The sequence below is a fragment of the Domibacillus sp. A3M-37 genome (assembly GCF_024213455.1).
In the GTDB taxonomy this organism is placed as follows: Bacteria; Bacillota; Bacilli; order Bacillales; family Domibacillaceae; genus Domibacillus; species Domibacillus tundrae.
The window spans coordinates 135947-155592 of record NZ_JANAVL010000008.1 but is presented as its reverse complement, the minus strand read 5'-3'; the positions used below and the strand labels follow the sequence as shown (position 1 = coordinate 155592).

The window sequence follows — 19646 nt, the reverse complement described above, 5'->3', positions numbered from 1 at the left end:
AATTTCTCATCCTGCCTTTCTATTACGATTAATTGTTTTTGATAGCAGCTTCCGCTTCTTTCAACGCTTCTTCTGCCGACTGGGATTGAGATCGCAAGACATTATTAAATACATTTGTTGACAGCTGTTCCTGCACAAGCGGATTTTTCTCCGTAATATTAATTGAATCAATTTCATCTCTTATACTAAGGAGCGTATCAAAAATGTCCGTTCCGAAATATTGATAATATTTATTGTCTTCTCGAATTTCAGGTTTTTCCCAAACTGTCCACATCGGAGGATCAAATCCCATCACTTTCCACAAGGCTATGTTTCCTTCTTCAGATAATTTTGCGTAGGCAAGAAACTCTTTTGCTAATTCAGGATGCTCGGTTTGATTGGTTACGGCTGTACCTGTACCTCCCGCTCCTGCTGAACGATTTCCATCTTCTGTCCATTTCGGCATTGGACGGATCACCATTTTCCCTTTTAAATCTGGCATGTAGTCTGTGAAACGCCCCATGTACCACATTGGCATTATAACGGATGCAGCGCCGCCGTCATTCATAAATCCGTAGTATTCTTCTTCGTGATGTCCGCCGCCTGGTGTAATCTCAGCAATTTTTTCGTCATAAATTAAGCTGCGCATAAATTCAAGTGTTTCAACGTTTGTCTTATTTGAAATGGTAACCTCACCATTTTCATCAAAAAAATCAGAACCTTGCTGCTTAATCAATGGCCAATAAGACCAATAATCATTCGTTTCCAATGTCGTCATAGTCGCATCAGTGTTTTCCACTACTTTTTTGCCAGCTGCTACATAGTCATCCCATGTTTGAATAGAATCGATGTCTACGCCTGCTGCATCCATGATTTCTTTGTTGTAATAAGCAACGGTTGCCCCAACGTGAGTCGGAAGACCGTAATATTGTCCATCTTTCGAATAAATATCAAAACGCGATTCAATAAATTGATCCTTAACAGGCTCCACATATTCATTCATCGGAAGAAGCTGTGGCTCTCCCTGCAAATAGTTTGGAAAACGTCCCAGCTCAATATCAACAATATCAGGCGCTCCGGTGCCGGATTGCAGCGCTAACAGCAAATTATTGTGCATATTATCGTAAGGATATGCTTCTGCTTTCAATTTAATTGGGCGATCAGGAAACTCTTCGTTCCAGCGACTAACTGCATCTTTGTAAATATCAATGTGGAGTGCATTAAATGTCCAAAATTTCAATTCTGTAGCATCTTTAGATTCGCTTCCGATTACCTCTACAGCTTCCGCGCCTTCAGCATCCTCTGAACCGCCTCCGCCTCCGCTTCCGCCTCCGCATGCTGCCAGCAGGACAAACAGCATACTAAAAAGCATGACGTATAAGCTTCTTTTTTTCATTTCCTCTCTCCCCTTTGCTTAATTAAATTGAAAGCAGAACATTCATCAACACTGCAGTTAAACCCGTTACGTGTACGTACACGTAAAGAGTAAATAAAATGACCTTTCTATTCGTGTACGTGCGCGATTCCACGTAAGAAAAGCCCTTAAGATAACGCTTACATATTGTTTAGCAACATTGTTGATAAATTGAATTTTATCACCCTCAACTTGTACGGTCAACCCCTTTTTTAGAATATTCGGTCAAATCATATAGATTCTCCTCTAATAATCTCGTGACCTAAAAGCGGCACGGATATATAGGCACCTCTCTCAATTTTATTCACGATACTTTCAACCGCTTTTTCTCCAATTTGCACAATCGGGTATTTCATCGTCGTTAGGCGCGGTGAAATGTACTTTAACATATCAATATCATCAAATCCCATAACCCCTGCTTGTTCCGGAATTGGAATATTTTTTTCTTTCAAAAGATTCATTACTTCCAGCGCATATAAATCCGTAGAACATACTATGGCTGTTTTTTCAGCTGAATTAAATGAATAATCTTGCAGTTTTTCTAAATAGTTTGAGTCTTTTAATACGAGGGGTTCAGGGGCGTTGTTTAATTCGATCCCTTCCATAAATCCAATAAAACGCTCTTCTTGTGTGTAAATATTTGATTTTCCCGCGTATACAAGAGGGGGGCTTACATAAATAAAGCGTTTATACTCTTTTGATGCAATGTAATCGACCGCTTCTTTCATCGCTTGGCGATCACGAATTCCGACATATTCCCAATTGCTTGATACGTAATTGAAAATAGTCACAATCGGTGTATGAAACCTGCTTAAATAAGCGTCAAATTCTTCCCCTTGATTCACTGTGAATAAAATGATTCCGTCGACTTTGCGATTGATTAAATACTCAATACACGCCCGCTCATTTTCAGGGTCTTTATCCGTTAGCGTAATATAAACAAAATAACCAAGCTCTCTCGCTTTCTGTTCAATAGCATTCATCAACTGGGCGAATGAGCGATTGTACAAATCAAATAACACAACACCAAGTGTCATTGTTTTTCCCATGACAAGGCTTCTCGCGGTAAAGTCTGGCTGATAATTCATTTCTTCCGCTATTTTCATTACTTTGTTTCTTGTTTTTTCACTAATTCCTGTGCGATTGTTAAGTGCTCTATCTACAGTACCGGCAGAAACGCCGCAAATGGCTGCAATATCTTTAATCGTAACGCGCATTTTTTATGCCTCCTTCAGCTGATCCCTTACTCCAAATGCAATAAAGATTGATAATACTGTATTACACTTCACTTGAACGGTCAAATTGTATCTGTTGAGTTTATAAAAGAAAACATGGATGCGAAACGCACCCATGTTTTCTTTAAATTCCTTGTTCATATAGTTCACGCATTGCTTAAAAGCATCCCATTCAACAATGATCTTTTCAATAGCAGAATGCGCTATTTCTCATTCACCTTTCCTGGTTGAAAATCGGTATACAGTCCTTGATACGTATCGTTCGTCTTTTCGGAGAGTGCTTTGCGGAAAATGAGGATGATGAATGGAATCCGGCAGCCCTTGTGTTTCAAGGCAAAGTCCGGCATATTTTTGTGACGTTCCCCCATCAAGCTTTACACCCTCTTTAATTTGTGTTCCAGAGTACAACACGACACACGCCTGGTCAGTCTTAATGTTTAACACACGACCGCTTTGTTTATCTGACAATGTGATACCCCTGTCGCCGCTCAGCACAAATGGATGGTCATACCCCTCACCTGCTAGTTTGTTTTGCGGGTCAGCAGATTCTACACCTGCTTGAATCCGTTGGCCGCGCCGGAAATCAAATGCCGTGCCTGCAACAGACTGAATCGTGCCGGTCGGCAGAAGCTGGTCATTCAGTTCTGCATACTGGTCGCTGTCGATTTGAAGGACATGGTCGGTAATATCCCGTTTTAAGCCGCCGCTTAAATTAAAATACGTATGATTCGTCATATTCAAAAGAGTCCGTTCATCCGAGAGGGCTTCGTATTGAATAGCAAACTCATTTTCATCGTTTAACGTATACGTGACAGTTATTTTCAAATTTCCTGGATATCCACCGTCTCCGTCCGGACTTTCATGGGTAAACTGGACACCGCCTGCGATACATTGGGATTGCCAAATGACTTTGTCAAAACCTGACTCGCCGCCATGCAGATGATTGTTTCCGTCGTTCTTTTCAAGCGTGTACGTTTTTCCGTCCAGTTCAAATGAACCACCGCCAATCCGTCCGGCAAAGCGGCCGATAATGGCACCCAAGTACCACGGATTGTCTGCATATTGATCGATTTTCTCATAACCAAGCACGACATTTTCACGATTCCCTTCACGATCCGGCACGATTATTTTTGTAATAGTGCAGCCGTAATCAATAAACGACACCTCCATGCCGTTTTTGTTTCTTAACGTGAATTCTTTAATGTTTGTTCCATTTATATTTCCGGTCATATTCTCCGCCCCTTTTAGTAGAAGAAAAGGCCGGCTCATGAATGAGACAGCCTTTTCCATTAATTATTTCCAGATTGCTTCTCCCCACTTTAGCTCGTTGCGCAGCTGAGACGTTTTCGTGTCATTGTCAATGATAACGCACTCAATACCCACCATTTCGGCAAAGTCATACAGCTGTTCCGCGCTGACGGCGAATGACAGAACCGTATGATGAGCACCGCCTGCGTAAATCCATGACTCTGTTGCCGTTTTTAAAGACGGCTGTGGTTTCCAGAGCACTTTCGCGACCGGAAGATTTGGTGTTTCTTTCGGTGACTCAACCGCGTCGACTACATTCACGATTAATCGGTAGCGCCCTCCCATTTCTACAAGTGACGCATTAACAGCTTGTCCGCTCAGGCCGTCAAACACAAGGCGTGCCGGATCTGCTTTGCCACCGATTGACAGTGGATTAACGATGATACGCGGCTTAGAAGCAGCAACAGTCGGACACACTTCAAGCATATGCGAGCCGAGAATCATTTCGTTGCCTTCTTCTAAATGGTATGTGTAGTCTTCCATGAATGACGTTTGTTTATTGCCTGCCGCAATTTTCATCATGCGAAGAAGCGCCGCTGTCCGCCAGTCACCTTCACCCGCAAACCCGTAGCCATCTGCCATTAGGCGCTGCGCCGCAAGACCCGGCAGCTGCTTCATGCCGTGCAGATCTTCAAAATTTGTTGTAAAGGCGTTGTAGTCCCCTTTTTCCAAGAAAGAACGCAAACCGATTTCAATGCGCGCCTGCTCTTTAATGGCCGCACTGATTTCATCACTTTCTTCAAAATCATATTGTTGTTTGTATTCTGCATAGACAGACTCAACCTGGTCATCTGTGATCGCGTTCATTTCCTCAACAAGATCCCCAATGCCGTAATAGTCGACGACCCAGCCGAATTTAATTTGCGCTTCTACTTTATCGCCATCCGTTACCGCAACATTCCGCATGTTGTCGCCGAAGCGGGCGACCCGGATATTCGGTCCTTCTGTCACCGCAGCCGCAATCTTCATCCAGTCGCTAATGTCTTTCTTTACGGATTCATTTTGCCAGTGGCCGACGATCACTTTGCGCCCAATTTGCATGCGGGTGCCAATAAACCCGTATTCCCGGTCACCGTGCGCCGCCTGATTTAAGTTCATGAAGTCCATGTCAATGCTGCTCCACGGAATATCACGATTAAATTGTGTATGCAGATGCAAAAGCGGTTTTTGAAGCGCTTTTAAGCCAGCGATCCACATTTTCGCCGGTGAAAATGTATGCATCCACGTAATCACGCCGGCGCAATTTTCATCGACGTTTGCTTTTTGCATAAGCTGATGAATATCACCCGAAGTGGTTAACACTTCTTTAAATACAACTGGATAAGATAAGGTTTCCTCTTCATTCAAGCCATTTACGACTTCTTCTGAATTTCCCTGTACTTCCTTGAGCGTTTCTTCCCCATACAAGTGCTGACTTCCTGTAACAAACCAAAATTCTTTCTTATCTGCTGTTAACATGCTTATCGCTCCCTTGATTTGTTTTTCCCCAAAAAAGGCATCTTCACTGTATTTGATTAATTCAAGATCGGCTTGAAAAACTTCCTCTTTAAGGCGTTCTAACAAAGCTGGTCTGCCTCTTTCTAAATTATTAAATTATCAATAGCTGCTTGCTCGATTGTAAGTCCTTGTTTATAACGATTGATAAAGGCTTCAAAGCTTTCAACATCTTTTTCGTCTGCATCTACTTTCACACCGGAATTGTCAACAAACACCTTCTGATCAAGATACTCTTCTAATGATTCATTTTCTTTTTTGTTGGTTATAAAGGATGCAAGCAGAGCAATCCCCCACGCACCGCCTTCACCAGCCGTTTCCATAACGGATACAGGTGCATTCATAGCTGCGGCCATGATCTTCTGTCCAACACCTTTAGTTTTAAACAGGCCTCCATGTCCCAATATTTTGTCGATCTGAATCTTTTCTTCATTTAACAGAATATCCATCCCGATTTTCAAAGCCCCAAGTGCTGAGAATAAATGCACGCGCATAAAGTTTGCAAGATTGAAATTGCTTTCTGGTGAACGTACGAATAAGGGCCGGCCTTCTCTCATTCCTGTGATATTCTCGCCAGAATAATAGCCGTAAGACAATAGTCCTCCGCAATCCTTATCTCCTTCAAGGGCCTTATTGAATAAGACTTCAAATAGTTTGTCTGTATTTACTTCACAACCCAGAACTTCTGAAAACTCACGGAAAAGCTTCACCCAAGCATTGATATCAGAAGAACAGTTATTCGCATGAACCATACCAACTAAACTTCCAGAAGGCGTAGTAACGAGGTCGATTTCCGGATAAACCTTTTTCAATTCTTTTTCCAGTACAATCATCGCAAACACGGAAGTTCCTGCCGAAACATTTCCTGTACGCTGGGCAACACTGTTCGTTGCGACCATACCCGTTCCTGCGTCACCTTCTGGAGGACAAAGTGGAATGCCCGCTTGAAGGTTTCCACTCACATCTAATAGCTTTGCTCCTTCTTCTGATAATTGCCCAGCTTCACCGCCAGCTGGCATAGCCTGTGGTAAAATCTCTTCTAATTTCCATGGATAATTCTTTTCGCTGATCAAATCATCAAATACTTGAATCATCCTTGAATCATAATTCTTTGTTTCCACATTAATTGGAAACATACCGGAAGCATCTCCAACGCCTAAAACCTTTTTGCCCGTCAACTTCCAGTGGATATAGCCAGCTAGTGTTGTGAAGAAATCAATATTTTCCACATGTTCTTCTTCATTTATAATGGCTTGATACAAATGAGCAATACTCCATCTTTGCGGGATATTATAATGGAAGAGCTCTGTTAATTCTTTTTCTGCTTGTTCAGTGATCGAATTCCTCCAGGTCCGAAATGGAACCAACAACTCTCCATCTTTGTTAAACGCCATATAACCGTGCATCATCGCACTAAAGCCAATTGCGCCAACCCTTTGAAGAGTTACTTCATACTTTTCTTTCACTTCAGCTGCCATCTCTTGATAGCTTATTTGAAGACCTTGCCAAATATCATCAAGAGAATATGTCCATATCCCTTCTTCCAGGCGATTCTCCCATTCATAGCTTCCAGAAGCTATTGGCGAATGATTTGAATCAATCAACACTGCCTTGATACGAGTAGAACCAAACTCAATACCTAAAGCTGTTCGACTGTTAGTGATATCAGCTTTTATTAGATTCAACCTATTAGTCATTCAACCACTTCCTTTTAATCGATAATTTATGATTTTTCATGATAATCTGCTGGATACTGAATCGCTCATCTTTTAATGACACAATCACGGCGCTCCCTGACTAGATTCCGCAATCAACATCGACTGTATATTTTTCTGTCATGATGGTTTATCCCTTTTGCCCGTAATAGGCGTTTGCTCCATGTTTTCGTAAATAATGCTTATCAAGCAAAAACTGATCAATCGGCTCAATCTGTGCATTTAATTGAAAAGTGTTCAGGCCCATTTTGGCGACTTCTTCAAGCACAACCGCATTATGAACGGCTTCTTTCGGGGTTTTTCCCCAGTTAAACGGCGCATGTCCGTACACGAGAACACCTGGCAATGCCCGTGGATCAAGATTCATAAACGTTTCAACGATGACATTCCCTGTTTCCACTTCATAAGCCCGCTCAATTTCCTCTTTCGTAAGCGGACGGGTACATGGTACTTCACCATAATAATAGTCAGCATGCGTTGTGCCGAGAGCCGGAATGGCACGTCCCGCCTGTGCCCAGCTCGTTGCCCACGGAGAATGCGTATGGACAACGCCGCCAATGCCGGAAAAATGCTTATATAAAATTAAGTGAGTGGCTGTGTCAGAAGACGGGTTTAAATGACCTTCTATCACATTCCCCTCCAGATCCACAACGACCATATCGTCTGCAGTCAGCTTGTCGTACGCCACACCGCTCGGTTTAATAACCACCAGCTGTTCTTTTTCACAGAAACCGCTTACATTCCCCCATGTAAAAGTCACGAGTCCGTGTTCTGGGAGGGCAAGATTCGCCTCTAAAACGTCTTGCTTTAATTGCTCCAGCATAAAAAATCCTCCTCGCTTCAACTCGTACGTATATTTAATTCTTAAAATAAATAATAGTATAATATGTACGTATAATCAATCATTATCATCACAAAATTAAAAATAACTTTTTCAGAGATAAAAAAGCTCATAAACAAGTTATTGTTTATGAGCTTCCGCCATCATTTTTACCGAAGACCGAATTCGAATATTCGGTTCGAACAAGATCGATTCCTGCTTTGTTTCTTTTTTGGCCGCCGAGCCTTTCTTTTCTTTAACGAGCTCCATAATAAGGCGAGCCGCCGTTTCTCCTAGACCACTTTTCGGATGCTCGACAGTGGTCAGCTTTACTTCTGATACGTCCGCTAAAAACGAATCATCATATCCAACCATTGCGATATCATCCGGCACACGAATGTTTTCGCTGCGTAAAATGTTCAGCAGGCTAAGCGCCATCTGGTCATTGTAACAAACGAGTGAATCCGGTACGTCTTTTTCCGGCAGCGCCAGCAATTCTTTTAATTCAAGAGCCGGTTTATCCGCTTTTTCTTCCGTGTAGTACGTAACAATATTTCGGGGTTCAATCGGAATGCCGTATTTCCGATGTGCTTTTAAAAATCCCTTCATTCGTTTCACACCTTGCAGGTCATCGGTTTTGAAAAAGCCGGCAATTTTTCGGTACCCTTGCTTAATTAAAAATTCCGTTTGCAAGAAACCGCCTTTTTCATCGTCCATGGCCACATAAAGTGGCTCGAGCTCATCATAATACGCATTGATCATGACATATGGGACGTTTTGTCGCTCTAAATTTAAATAATAATTAAGGTTTGGATTGCTGATGGCGCTTTTTGTCGGCTCTACAATGACTCCATCGAATGAACTTGATAATATCTTCTCAAGAATTTCCCGTTCTGTTTCGTGATTATTATTCGTGCTGAAAAGGGTCACATGGTATCCTTGTTCACTTAATACGGACTCTGCACCTCGAATAATAGAAGGGAAAATATAGTCTGAAATATACGTTGTAATAAGCGCGATGTTTTTTTGTGTACGTGTATCGGACGCTGAACCATTCGCCTGACGGTCGGCGCAAAACGTGCCGGCGCCCTGTTCACGGTAAAGCCATCCTTTGCTGACGAGGTCGCCGAGTGCGAGGCGCACAGTGTGGCGGCTCACACTAAACTCTTTCATCAATTCACTCTCTGAGCTTATTTTTTGATGCGGTAAAAACGTGCCGTCTAATATACGTGATTGGATCGCCTGTTTAACCATGCTGTGTTTCGTTTCCAATCGATCACCCCGATTCAAATTCAACTTATACGCATATATTATCATATTCACAAATAAGATGTATGTAATTTGTTTTTCCCATAAAAAAAAGGCTGTCTATGTTTCAGACAGCCTTTTTTCTCTTTATTTTGCGGCCTGCGGATGACCATCACTCACTAATTCAGCTGCCCGCGCATTGGACTCCACCTGCTCTACATTTTTGCAGCCGGGAATGACGCTTGTAACAGCAGGATGCTTCAAGCACCACGCCAGCGCCCACTCAGCCATGTTGACGCCTGAAGGTACTTCTTCTTTTTGAATTTGTTCAACCAGCCTCAGCATGTTTTCCTGCTCTTGTTTATCCCTGTTATGACGGACGTCGTTTTCACCGAATACAGAGCCAGGCTTGTATTTGCCGCTTAAAAAACCGCTCGCAAGCGGCACACGGGCCAGCACGCCAAGATTTTGCTCTTCGCACGAAGGAAATACCTCTTTTTCCGGTACCCTGTCAAGGCGGTTATACACGACTTGAATGACTTCCGCGTTCACGTCGCTGGCTTTGCTCGTTTGATGAATGTTTGCGTTGCTGCCAATTGAAATACCTAGATGGCGGACTTTCCCTGCTTTCACTTGTTTGTCCAGCTCCGTCCAAAGATCGTCATTATCGAATGCGTCGTCGCTGCCGGAGTGAAATTGATATAAATCTACGTATTCAGTTTGAAGTGCTTTTAAGGAATCGTCCAGCTGTTTCACCACTTCTTCTGAAGACCAGTGATTTGTCCGTTCAAAATTTCGATGGAAATGGTGGCCAAACTTTGTAGCCACAATCCATTGTTCACGCTCTTTTTTTATAGCATGTCCGATAAGTGATTCCGACAAATGGTCTCCATAGCATTCAGCTGTATCAATTAAATTAATCCCCACTTCTTTTGCTTTTTCTAAAATAGAAGCTACTTCTTTTTGTCCAAACTCTTTTCCCCATTCGCCACCGTATTGCCATGTTCCAATTCCGATAACAGATACGTTTAGTCCCGTTTTTCCAAGTGTGCGATATTTCAATTCATTTCCACTCCTTTTAATTTAAATGCGCTATTATTTTCATTTACTCTTTTAAAATATGTTAAAATAAAGCAATAAAATAAATTTTCTGAAGAAAGGAAATATATGTGGACTAGTAACAGCAAATTATACAATTTTATCGATATTATTACTAATTTGTTCCAATTAAGTATACTTTGGATGATTTTTTCTCTTCCCGTTGTCACCATTTTCCCTGCTACTGCAGCGATGTATTGTGTTGTAAGGCATTGGATTCTTTATGAAGATATCAGTGTCTACCGATCTTTCATTTTATTTTTTAAAGACAATTTTAAAAAAAGCTTTATCATCGGTTTAATTTGGCTGGCTGTAGCCACTTTTATATATTTGGATTACCTAGCTGTTCTTCACTTCCAATTTGCTAAGCCACTGTTTTTCTCCGTTTTGACTGGATTTACCTTATTAGGCTTAGGGTTTACTTTGTTTTTATTCCCTGTGATGGCGAATTTCGATGGACCGATAAAAATAACTTTAAAAAACACATTCCTTTTCACTGTCGGAAAGCTGCCGATCACCTTTTTTATGGTTATTTTAACTGCCACAGCAATTGGAATTATCGTAACTGCTCCGATTACTTCCTTTTTTATTATCAGTACTGCTGCTTATCTCATGTATCGGATGTGCCATAAAACCTTTGAACAAATTAAAAAGCAAGCAAATTAATGTTTGAAGTACGCCCTCTAAAATGGACCGTTTAAAAAAAGCCGCTGCCTATGAGGCTAATAAAGATGACCTCGGTATTGTGCCGGGGGCATCTTATTTAAATCCCACTGATGTCTTCTTGAATTATAATTGACTTCTCCTTTAAAATGATTGAAGAACAATTCCACAGGAAAATTTATCCAGTAGATCCCTTCCCAAGAGTGGCTGCCTTTCATGCCGTATTCTTTGATTCGTTTGTTTATTGTATCTCTTAGACGTGTAAGGTTTGTCCTCATTTAACCATGAAAAATCCCCTCTAAGCAGAAGTATTATACTCACATGTTAGTGCGGGCTTTTTACACTGTCTACTTAAAGGAGATAATATCAAATAGGGACTTTTTCAAGTTTCCATTATTATGGATACAGTTCCGTTAGCGCTTTCTGGCTTATTTAATACCTGTGATTGTAACACCTTCAATAATCTGTTTTTGTGCAATGATGTAAATAATCAGTACCGGAATGATAGAAATGGTTGTTCCAGCCATCATCAATGCCCAGTCAGCTACGTAAAGGCCTTTAAATGTATTTAACAACAACGGAACTGTAAAGTTTTCTGGCGTATTTAAGAAGATTAACGGATCCAGGAAATTGTTCCATGAACCAAGGAAAACGAAAATACCAACCGCGGCCAAAGATGGACGGATTAACGGTAGAATGATGCTCCAATAAATTCTGAATGTGCTCGCTCCATCAATAATTGCTGCTTCTTCCAGCTCCTTTGGAATTCCCATAATAAACTGTCTTAGCAAGAAAACGGCAAATGCATTAAACAAAGAACCCGGTACAATTAAAGCAAGGTGGGAGTCAATCCACCCAACACTTCCCATAACGAGATACAAGGGAATCATTGTAACTTGTTTTGGAATCATCATCGTAGCCAAGAATAGAATGAAGAGTACATTCGCACCTGGGAAGTCAATCCGAGCAAAAGCAAATGCCGCCATAGACGCCGTCAGCAATGTTACGATAACTGTAATAGCTGTGATATAAAAGCTATTCCAGTAAGCTTGGGCGAAAGGCATTGCTGTCAAGGAATTCATGTAATTGGACCACATAATCGGGTTTGGAAGCCATGTAGGCGGTATTGCAAATATTTGAGACATATCTTTTAATGAACTGCTTACCGTCCAGAAAAAGGGAAAAACCATGATAACGGATCCTAAAATCAATATGATATGGAGAAAAAGTTGAGAAGGACTGAATTTACTTTTCGCTTTTGACTTAGACAACAGCACCGTGCTGTTTTTAGTGTCAGTATCAACTGTGAATTTATTCTCCATAATGAACCCACCTTTTTGACATTTTGAACTGAATAAGTGTAAAGATAAGAATAATGACAAACAAGATCATGGCCGCAGCTGCACTTTCTCCCATTTTGAAATCAATAAAGCCCTGCTTATAGATATGGAATACCAATGTGTAGCTTGCTTTTGCCGGACCTCCATTTGTCATGACAAAGGCCTGATCAAATACCTGAAATGAACCGATAACAGCCATAATTGCGATAAAGAATGTCGTTGGCGATAATAGAGGAATGGTAATATGCCAAAATTGATGCCATTTAGTAGCGCCGTCCATCTGAGCTGCTTCATAATAACTTCTTGGAATTCCCTGCAAACCCGCAAGAAAAATAACCATATTCGTTCCTAATCCCCACCATATACTTAATATTGCAATGGATGGAATGACCCATTTTGTGTCTGACAGCCATTGTGGACCTTCAATACCCACATTACCGAGAAGTTGATTTAATATTCCGAAGTCACCATTTAAAATCCACATCCAGATTACCCCGATCGAAACTGAACTCGTCACAACAGGCATAAAAAAGAGTACCCGATAAAACTCTTTCCCTTTTACCTTATTAAGCGCTACAGCAATCAATAAAGCCAGTGCAATTTGAGGAGGAATTACGAGGACCATATAATAAACGGTATTTTTCATAGCGGTCCAAAAATCAGGATTCTGGAACTGTTGCATAAAGTTATCCAATCCAACAAAAGTTTTGGCTCCAAACCCATCCCATTTCATAAAGCTCAGGACAAGCGCATAAATTACGGGAATTAATGAAAAAGCAAGCAGACCTATAAACTGTGGTGCAATGAATAAGTACCCTGCCATCATTCTTTTACGGTCATGCATGTAAATTCACCTTCTTTTATTAGTTTTAAAGAAAGGGATGAAAAAAATTCATCCCTCTCTCCATAAAATTACTGTTTTACTGATTTGCTTTGTATTCTTCTGTTTTTTGTTTTGTGATTTCTGTAATTTTTTGAATGGTTTTATCTACGTCTTGTTTTCCAAGGAACATTAAATCAAATTGCTCTTCCCACTCTATATTGAGGCCTGGGATTTGGCCTTTGAACATTCTTGGGGAACCGTTTGCGAATCCTGTATCACGTCCATCTATCAAATACTGAATGTGCTCAACAGGCGATCCTTCCACTACAACATCGTCAATACCCTTAATAGAAGGAACCGCATTACCACTGCCTTTTAAGCGAACTTCTTGTCCTTCTTTTGATACATAGTATGTGGCAAATTTCATTGCTTCTTCTGCTACATCGGACTTCGCGCTAACTGACATGTATGCTGTTGGAACTTGAACCGGTTCTCTTTTATTCCCTGTATTTGTTGGAAATGGAACAAAATCAAATTTTAAACTTGGGTTTTGGCTGAACATTGGTACAAGCCAGTTGCCTGCCGCTACAAAACCAACTTTATTTGACATAAACATTGCGTCCAATCCTTGCCCTTTCGGAAGAGAACCAGCATACAAAATTTGGTCTTTATTCTTTAATTCATCTAAGTACTGAAGCGCTTCTTTTGCTTTTGCATTTTTATCCAAAACATAGTTTCCTTCATCATCGTAAGCAAGACCGCCGTTTGACCATATCCATGTATCCATAAGCCAGCGCTCAGCGATAAATCCTTCTTTTCCGGCATCTTTCAGCTGCTTTGTCACTTCATCGAAAGCTTCCCAGTTCCATTTGTTTTCATCATAATATTCTTGAGGGGATTTTACACCCGCTTCTTCTAACACAGTTTTATTGTAATACATAACAAGAGGATTACTGTCTACAGTGACACCATAAATCTTGTCCCCTTGTTTTGCAGCCCCCCACAAGCCTTCTGCGTACTCATCCGGTTTTGCAAAGCTTTCTTCAGTATTCATAAATTCGCTGAGTTCTGCAACAGAGCCGTTGGTTGCCAATTTGGCCATTGTAGCATCACCAACGTAGAAAACATCCGGACCACTTCCGCCTTGAAGCTGCGTCATTAATTTTTGCTCGTACGCATCACTTGGAATCGGAACTAGTTTAATACTCACATTTGGGTTTTTTTTCATATAAGAATCCAAAGCGCGTTGATAAACTTTTAACTCAGCCGGATTACCCCAGGCAGACATCGTGATGTTCACTTTTTCACCTGAACCACCATTACCCTTACTTGAATCAGATCCTGTAGAAGTATCTCCGTTGCTGCACCCGGCAATAATTAGTGAAGAAATCATAAGAAATGCAATGAAACCGAAGAATCTTTTGGTTTTTCTTTTCATAGTAAATCCTCCTTAGTAATGATTGTGTCAGTAAACTACCCCATATTAAATCACCAAATCTGAATATTTGAATTGAAGGGCCCCCACCTCCTAAAATGTTGACTACTTATTCAAAACAGTCAATTGACTGATGTGCTTACGGCATCGACATCCACTTTTTCAAACAGTTCGTGATAATCCTCATACACTTTAGTACGATATTTTCGCACAAACGTTTGCGCGCATTATTCGATGAAATCCTAAAATACAGCGAGCTCCACTTGTTTGTTCGTTTCATATTCTGGAATATAAAAGTGTTTCGCCATACTTCCCCATCAGATGACGGTGACTTTGTTTTTACTTTTCATTAATTATCCTTATTTATAAATACTTTTAAAATGAATACGCTTACATTATATAGTGGATATTAAAAAATAACCATAAGTAATTTAATGGCAACATAGACTATTTAACTGTGAAATGATATTTTTTTTATTCTATTTTCCTTCTAATACCTGCTCAAGAGGCTGTGCATTACCGTACACCGGACGATCTCGTTTCACCGGCGCTGCCCAATTAACGGCGTTTTGAATTACTTTTTGGACGCTCTCATCGTGATACGTAGGATGTGTTTCATGTCCTGGACGGAAATAAAAGATTTTTCCATTGCCTCGTTTATATGTGACGCCGCTTCTAAATACTTCTCCACCGGTAAACCAGCTGACCAGGACGACTTCATCCGGTGCCGGAATATCAAAATGCTCGCCGTACATTTCTTCCTGCTCAAGTTCAAAGTACTCACCAATGCCTTCTACAATTGGGTGAGACGGATCCACGACCCAAAGTCGCTCTTTATCACCGGCTTCACGCCATTTCAAATCACATGAGGTCCCCATTAATACTTTAAAGATTTTCGAAAAGTGGCCGGAATGAAGAACAATCAGCCCCATACCGTCCAGCACACGCTGTTGCACTTTTTTTACAGCTTCATCACTCACCTCATCATGTGCGACATGACCCCACCAAAGAAGCACATCTGTATTGTCCAAGACATCATCTGTTAAGCCATGTTCCGGTTCATCCAATGTCGCAGTCTCTACATCCCATCCCTTTTCTTTCAGAAAGCCTGCAATGACCTGATGCATACCATTTGGATAAAGATCGGCAACCGACGGATCTTTCTTTTCGTGACGAAATTCGTTCCATACCAGTATATTTCCCAATAAAAACAGCTCCTTCAATAAAATATGAACTCAAATGAAAAATTAAAGAATATTCGTAATATTATAGACAATTTTTTAGTAAGACGATTAAACCGACTACCTTTTATCAGACAGCGTTTTATCGTTTATAACGCTGCTTTCCCGGACAACAAGCGTCACGGGCACAATCATTTTAATTGGCATATCACGGCCTTTTAAGCGATCAACTATAACTCTTACACCAAGACGCCCCATTTCTTCGGTTGGAATTTTAACGGTTGTCAGTGGAGGTGATGTGAATTTAGCCATTTCAATATCATTGAAACTGACAATGACTACGTCATCCGGAACAGCTATATCTGCTTCCTGAAGCGCTCTTAAGGCTCCAATTGCCATTGAATCGCTGGCTATGAAAAATGCCTCAGGAATGCTGCCTTTTTCAATGGCTTTTTTCATTAACTCATAACCCGATTGAATTGAATATTCTTTGATAAATACCAAGTTTGGATCATAAGTGTTTTGTTCTGCCATTTTTCGTTCATACACAATTTTACGCATATCGGGTACATAAATTCTTTTTAGTCCGTCTGCTTCTTCAATTGAAATCAGCTCCGTTCCACCAATATAGCCAACTCTCTTATAACCATTTTCCAACAAATGATCCATTGCCAGACAGGCCGCTTTATCATAGTCAAAAATAATAGAGTCATATTGATCTTCATGTGAATCCTGATTAATCAAAACGATATTGGGATTATAACTACGTATTGTTTGCAATACGTGGTGGTCGATTCTGCCAATGATAATTACACCGTTTAAGTTTCTCAATTCCTCCTGTATCCGGCTTGTGTTTTGAAGCCTCATCAGTTTTAATGAGGCAATTCCCAGCTTGGAGCATTCTTTTTCAACTCCCTGCCGAATAGACAGCCAATAAGGATCATTCACTTCTTCTTTGATTGACTGGAGTACAATCATTCCCAGACTCATTTGGTCGGTTGAAAAAACTTCTTCTTTTAAAATACCGCTTTGCAGGCGTCGGCTCTTTAAAGTCCGATAGTTTAACTGCTCGGCCATTTCAAAAATTTTTTGTTTTGTTTCTGGGGAAACAGATAGCGTTTCATCATGATTCAACACGCGTGACACAGTAGAAGCGGATACTTTCACTCTTTTTGCAATATCCCTCATTGTTGTCATAATTTTTCCTCGCTTGCCGTTTAGTAAAATTTACTATTAATGTTATTTTATCACTTTAAGAAATCGCTTTCAATATTATTTTTTAATATTCGAACAACATTGTAAATTCAGGCTCTGGTTTTGCAAAATAAAAAAGGTACTTCCTTAATAACGAAAAGAGCAAGCTGCCACACTAACTCTCAAGATTTAAGGAAGACCCATTAAGCTTATTCACTATTCCAAGACCAGAAAGCATCAGCAAGAAGAAATGGATGAGTGAAATAAAATGTTAAAGCTTGAACCTCTATTCCGGCTGCAGGTTCTTTTAAAAAGCTATTATGAAATGTAATTACCTTTAGCTTTTCATTAATACCTCTTCTGTTTCATCTTTAAATTCTGGCAGCATATCGCCATGTGCTTCAATTAAGTCATCGCACATGCTGATAATGTCGTCCATCGACAATTCAGATGCTGTATGCGGATCGAGCATGGCCGCTTGGTAAACTTTTTGTTTGGACCGTGTCATTGCTGCTTCAATTGTTAATAGCTGTGTATTAATGTTCGAGCGGTTCAACGCTGCAAGCTGTTCTGGAAGTTCACCCATGTAAGCCGGTGTAATGCCGTTTCGATTCGCGATACACGGTACTTCAACGACTGCTTTTTCCGGCAGGTTAGAAATAAGGCCGCCTGTGTTTAACACATTTCCGCCAAAAACAAACGGTTCGTTTGTTTCCATTGCTTCAATGATGCGTGACCCGTATTCGTGTGAGCGTTCATGCGTTAAATTTTGGTCGTTCAGAAGCTCTTCTTTCGTTTTCAGCCAGTTACTGATTTGTTCTTCGCAGCGGCGCGGATATTCATCAAGTGGAATGTTAAAGCGCTCAATCAAATCCGGATACTTTTCTTTAATAAAGAACGGATGGTATTCTGCATTATGCTCAGAGGATTCCGTCACATAAAAACCGAACTTATCCATTAGCTCATAGCGGACCATATCGTGATGTTTTGACTGCTGCTTTTCTTTCGCCCGCTTTTTAATTTCCGGGTACAAGTCTTTGCCATTGGATTTGATCTCAAGCAGCCAGGCCATATGGTTGATCCCGGCAATCCGCTCTTCAATGTTTTCATGCGGAATGTCGAGGTCTTTCAGCAAATGACTTGTGCAAGCCTGCACGCTGTGACACAAGCCGACCATTTTCACGTTTGTATAACGGGAGACCGCACCAGTTAGCGTTGCCATTGGATTTGTATAATTTAAAAGCAATGCATCCGGGCAGACATCTTCCATATCTTTTGCAATGTCGAGCATGACAGGAATCGTACGCAATGCCCGGAACAAACCGCCGATGCCAATCGTATCTGCAATCGTCTGACGAAGACCGTACTTTTTCGGAATTTCAAAATCAATGACGGTGCTTGGTTTGTAGCCGCCTACTTGAATGGCATTAATTACGTATTTTGCATCGTTCAACGCTTCTCGGCGGTCTGTATAGGTTTTAATTGTGACACCGGTATTCAATGTATTTTTCAAGGCATTCAACAGTATTTCCGATTCTGACAAACGGTCGGCATCAATATCAAAAAGAGCAAACTCAAAGTCTTGAAGAGCAGGAGACAACATGCAGTCACCTAACACATTTTTTGTAAAAACCGTACTTCCTGCACCGATGAACGTAATTTTTTTCATTTTCCAACCTCCATAAAAGTTAGTATTGAAATTTTAGTAAACTTTAATTAATGTATTTCTTATAATCAATAATACAGCGCTTTCAATTTTTAGCCAATGGTAAATAAAAACGGAAAAGAGGTAATATATTGTTTTCTTTACTAGATGATTCACACCACAGTTTTGTTTATCATCACGCAAAAGAACCATTAACCGAAGCTGCCCGGGTTGTTTCGATCGGCTTTGAGAAATGGACATCGACCGATTATTACTGGGATGGCCGTATGCGAAAAAACGACCACAATACATACATCTTTCAATATACATTGAATGGATATGGTGAAGTCCAAGCAGGTGAACAAACTTTAAGCATTCGTCCTGGCGAAGCATTTATTGTGAAAGTGCCGAGTGATCATTGCTACTACCTGCCGGCGGAGAGTCCGGAATGGGAATTTCTTTTTATTACATTAGAAGGAACAAAAGCAGAGGAATGCTGGGATTATTTAACTGGCCAATTTGGTTTGCGAATGACAGTGGAAAATACAGCGCCCTTAATTTTTTTACTGAAAAAAATTTATCAATTTGCTGTTAAAGAAGGGATTAAGGATTTTTTCACTTCTTCTGCTTATGCGTATGAGTTTATAATGGGGCTTTATCGTTTCGCAAAAGGACTTGATCACGTGAAAACCGAGATCCCTGAAGACATCCGCACAGCAATCCAATTTATGACGGCGCATTATCATGAGCCGCTTTCACTGGATGAGATTGCAGATCATGCCAGGCTGTCCAAATACTATTTTACGAATAAGTTCCAAAAACATATGAAGACAACACCGATTCAATTTTTAACGAAAATGCGCATGCAAAAAGCGATGGAACTGCTGACCACGACCAATAAAACACTCCATGAAATTGCAATGGAAACAGGATATGACAATTCAAATTACTTCAGCAAAGTGTTTAAAAAGATGATTGGCATGTCCGCTGACAGCTTCAGAAAAGACAAGAAAATGATGGATCTTCAGCATGTTATTATTGATTAAGACAAAAG

16 protein-coding genes are annotated in these 19646 nt (G+C 40.7%); 2 read left to right on the top strand and 14 right to left on the bottom strand.

Going from position 1 to position 19646, the window contains the following annotated elements; genetic code table 11:
- Positions 1-28: 28 nt before the first annotated feature.
- The 8 genes from NLX67_RS13900 to NLX67_RS13865 all read right to left on the bottom strand — a co-directional run bounded on the left by NLX67_RS13900 (position 29) and on the right by NLX67_RS13865 (position 10275).
- Positions 29-1375, bottom strand: coding sequence for an ABC transporter substrate-binding protein (locus tag NLX67_RS13900; protein WP_254312144.1), 1347 nt, complete (start codon positions 1373-1375; stop codon positions 29-31).
- 248 nt (positions 1376-1623) lie between these two features.
- Complete coding sequence (locus NLX67_RS13895) at positions 1624-2610, bottom strand: LacI family DNA-binding transcriptional regulator (RefSeq protein WP_254312143.1); 987 nt, start codon at positions 2608-2610, stop codon at positions 1624-1626.
- A gap of 228 nt (positions 2611-2838) precedes the next feature.
- Positions 2839-3858: an aldose epimerase family protein gene (locus NLX67_RS13890; protein ID WP_254312142.1), complete on the bottom strand. Its 1020-nt coding sequence runs from the start codon at positions 3856-3858 to the stop codon at positions 2839-2841.
- A 63-nt stretch (positions 3859-3921) separates the two neighbouring features.
- Positions 3922-5394: an L-arabinose isomerase gene (gene araA / locus NLX67_RS13885; protein ID WP_254312164.1), complete on the bottom strand. Its 1473-nt coding sequence runs from the start codon at positions 5392-5394 to the stop codon at positions 3922-3924.
- Positions 5395-5516: 122 nt separating this feature from the next.
- Positions 5517-7127 (bottom strand): xylulokinase, encoded by a 1611-nt coding sequence (locus tag NLX67_RS13880; protein ID WP_254312141.1) that lies wholly within the window; start codon positions 7125-7127, stop codon positions 5517-5519.
- A 148-nt stretch (positions 7128-7275) separates the two neighbouring features.
- Positions 7276-7968 (bottom strand): L-ribulose-5-phosphate 4-epimerase, encoded by a 693-nt coding sequence (gene araD / locus NLX67_RS13875; RefSeq protein WP_254312140.1) that lies wholly within the window; start codon positions 7966-7968, stop codon positions 7276-7278.
- 138 nt (positions 7969-8106) lie between these two features.
- On the bottom strand, positions 8107-9237 hold the full coding sequence (locus NLX67_RS13870) for a GntR family transcriptional regulator (RefSeq protein WP_254312139.1): 1131 nt from the start codon (positions 9235-9237) through the stop codon (positions 8107-8109).
- A 123-nt stretch (positions 9238-9360) separates the two neighbouring features.
- Positions 9361-10275, bottom strand: a complete 915-nt coding sequence (locus NLX67_RS13865; protein ID WP_254312138.1) for an aldo/keto reductase — start codon at positions 10273-10275, stop codon at positions 9361-9363.
- A gap of 105 nt (positions 10276-10380) precedes the next feature.
- On the opposite strand from NLX67_RS13865, the gene NLX67_RS13860 reads away from it, so the two are divergent.
- Positions 10381-10977, top strand: a complete 597-nt coding sequence (locus NLX67_RS13860) for a YesL family protein (protein ID WP_254312137.1) — start codon at positions 10381-10383, stop codon at positions 10975-10977.
- Between the two features lie 425 nt (positions 10978-11402).
- On the opposite strand, the gene NLX67_RS13855 is transcribed toward NLX67_RS13860, so the two are convergent.
- The 6 genes from NLX67_RS13855 to melA form a co-directional block, all read right to left on the bottom strand.
- Positions 11403-12296 carry a carbohydrate ABC transporter permease gene (locus NLX67_RS13855; RefSeq protein WP_254312136.1) on the bottom strand — a complete coding sequence of 298 codons (894 nt, stop codon included), beginning with the start codon at positions 12294-12296 and terminating at the stop codon, positions 11403-11405.
- Entirely contained in the window at positions 12286-13158 is an 873-nt protein-coding gene (locus tag NLX67_RS13850; protein WP_254312135.1) for a carbohydrate ABC transporter permease, read from the bottom strand. The genes NLX67_RS13855 and NLX67_RS13850 overlap by 11 nt, the downstream gene beginning before the upstream one ends.
- Before the next feature lie 76 nt (positions 13159-13234).
- Positions 13235-14575: an ABC transporter substrate-binding protein gene (locus tag NLX67_RS13845; RefSeq protein ID WP_254312134.1), complete on the bottom strand. Its 1341-nt coding sequence runs from the start codon at positions 14573-14575 to the stop codon at positions 13235-13237.
- A gap of 476 nt (positions 14576-15051) precedes the next feature.
- Positions 15052-15777, bottom strand: coding sequence for a ThuA domain-containing protein (locus tag NLX67_RS13840; protein WP_254312133.1), 726 nt, complete (start codon positions 15775-15777; stop codon positions 15052-15054).
- A gap of 96 nt (positions 15778-15873) precedes the next feature.
- Positions 15874-16950, bottom strand: a complete 1077-nt coding sequence (locus tag NLX67_RS13835; protein WP_254312132.1) for a LacI family DNA-binding transcriptional regulator — start codon at positions 16948-16950, stop codon at positions 15874-15876.
- A gap of 334 nt (positions 16951-17284) precedes the next feature.
- Positions 17285-18616, bottom strand: a complete 1332-nt coding sequence (melA, locus tag NLX67_RS13830; protein ID WP_254312131.1) for an alpha-glucosidase/alpha-galactosidase — start codon at positions 18614-18616, stop codon at positions 17285-17287.
- A gap of 128 nt (positions 18617-18744) precedes the next feature.
- Between melA and NLX67_RS13825 the strand changes: the two genes are divergently transcribed.
- Positions 18745-19638, top strand: coding sequence for an AraC family transcriptional regulator (locus NLX67_RS13825; protein WP_254312130.1), 894 nt, complete (start codon positions 18745-18747; stop codon positions 19636-19638).
- Positions 19639-19646 lie beyond the last annotated feature (8 nt).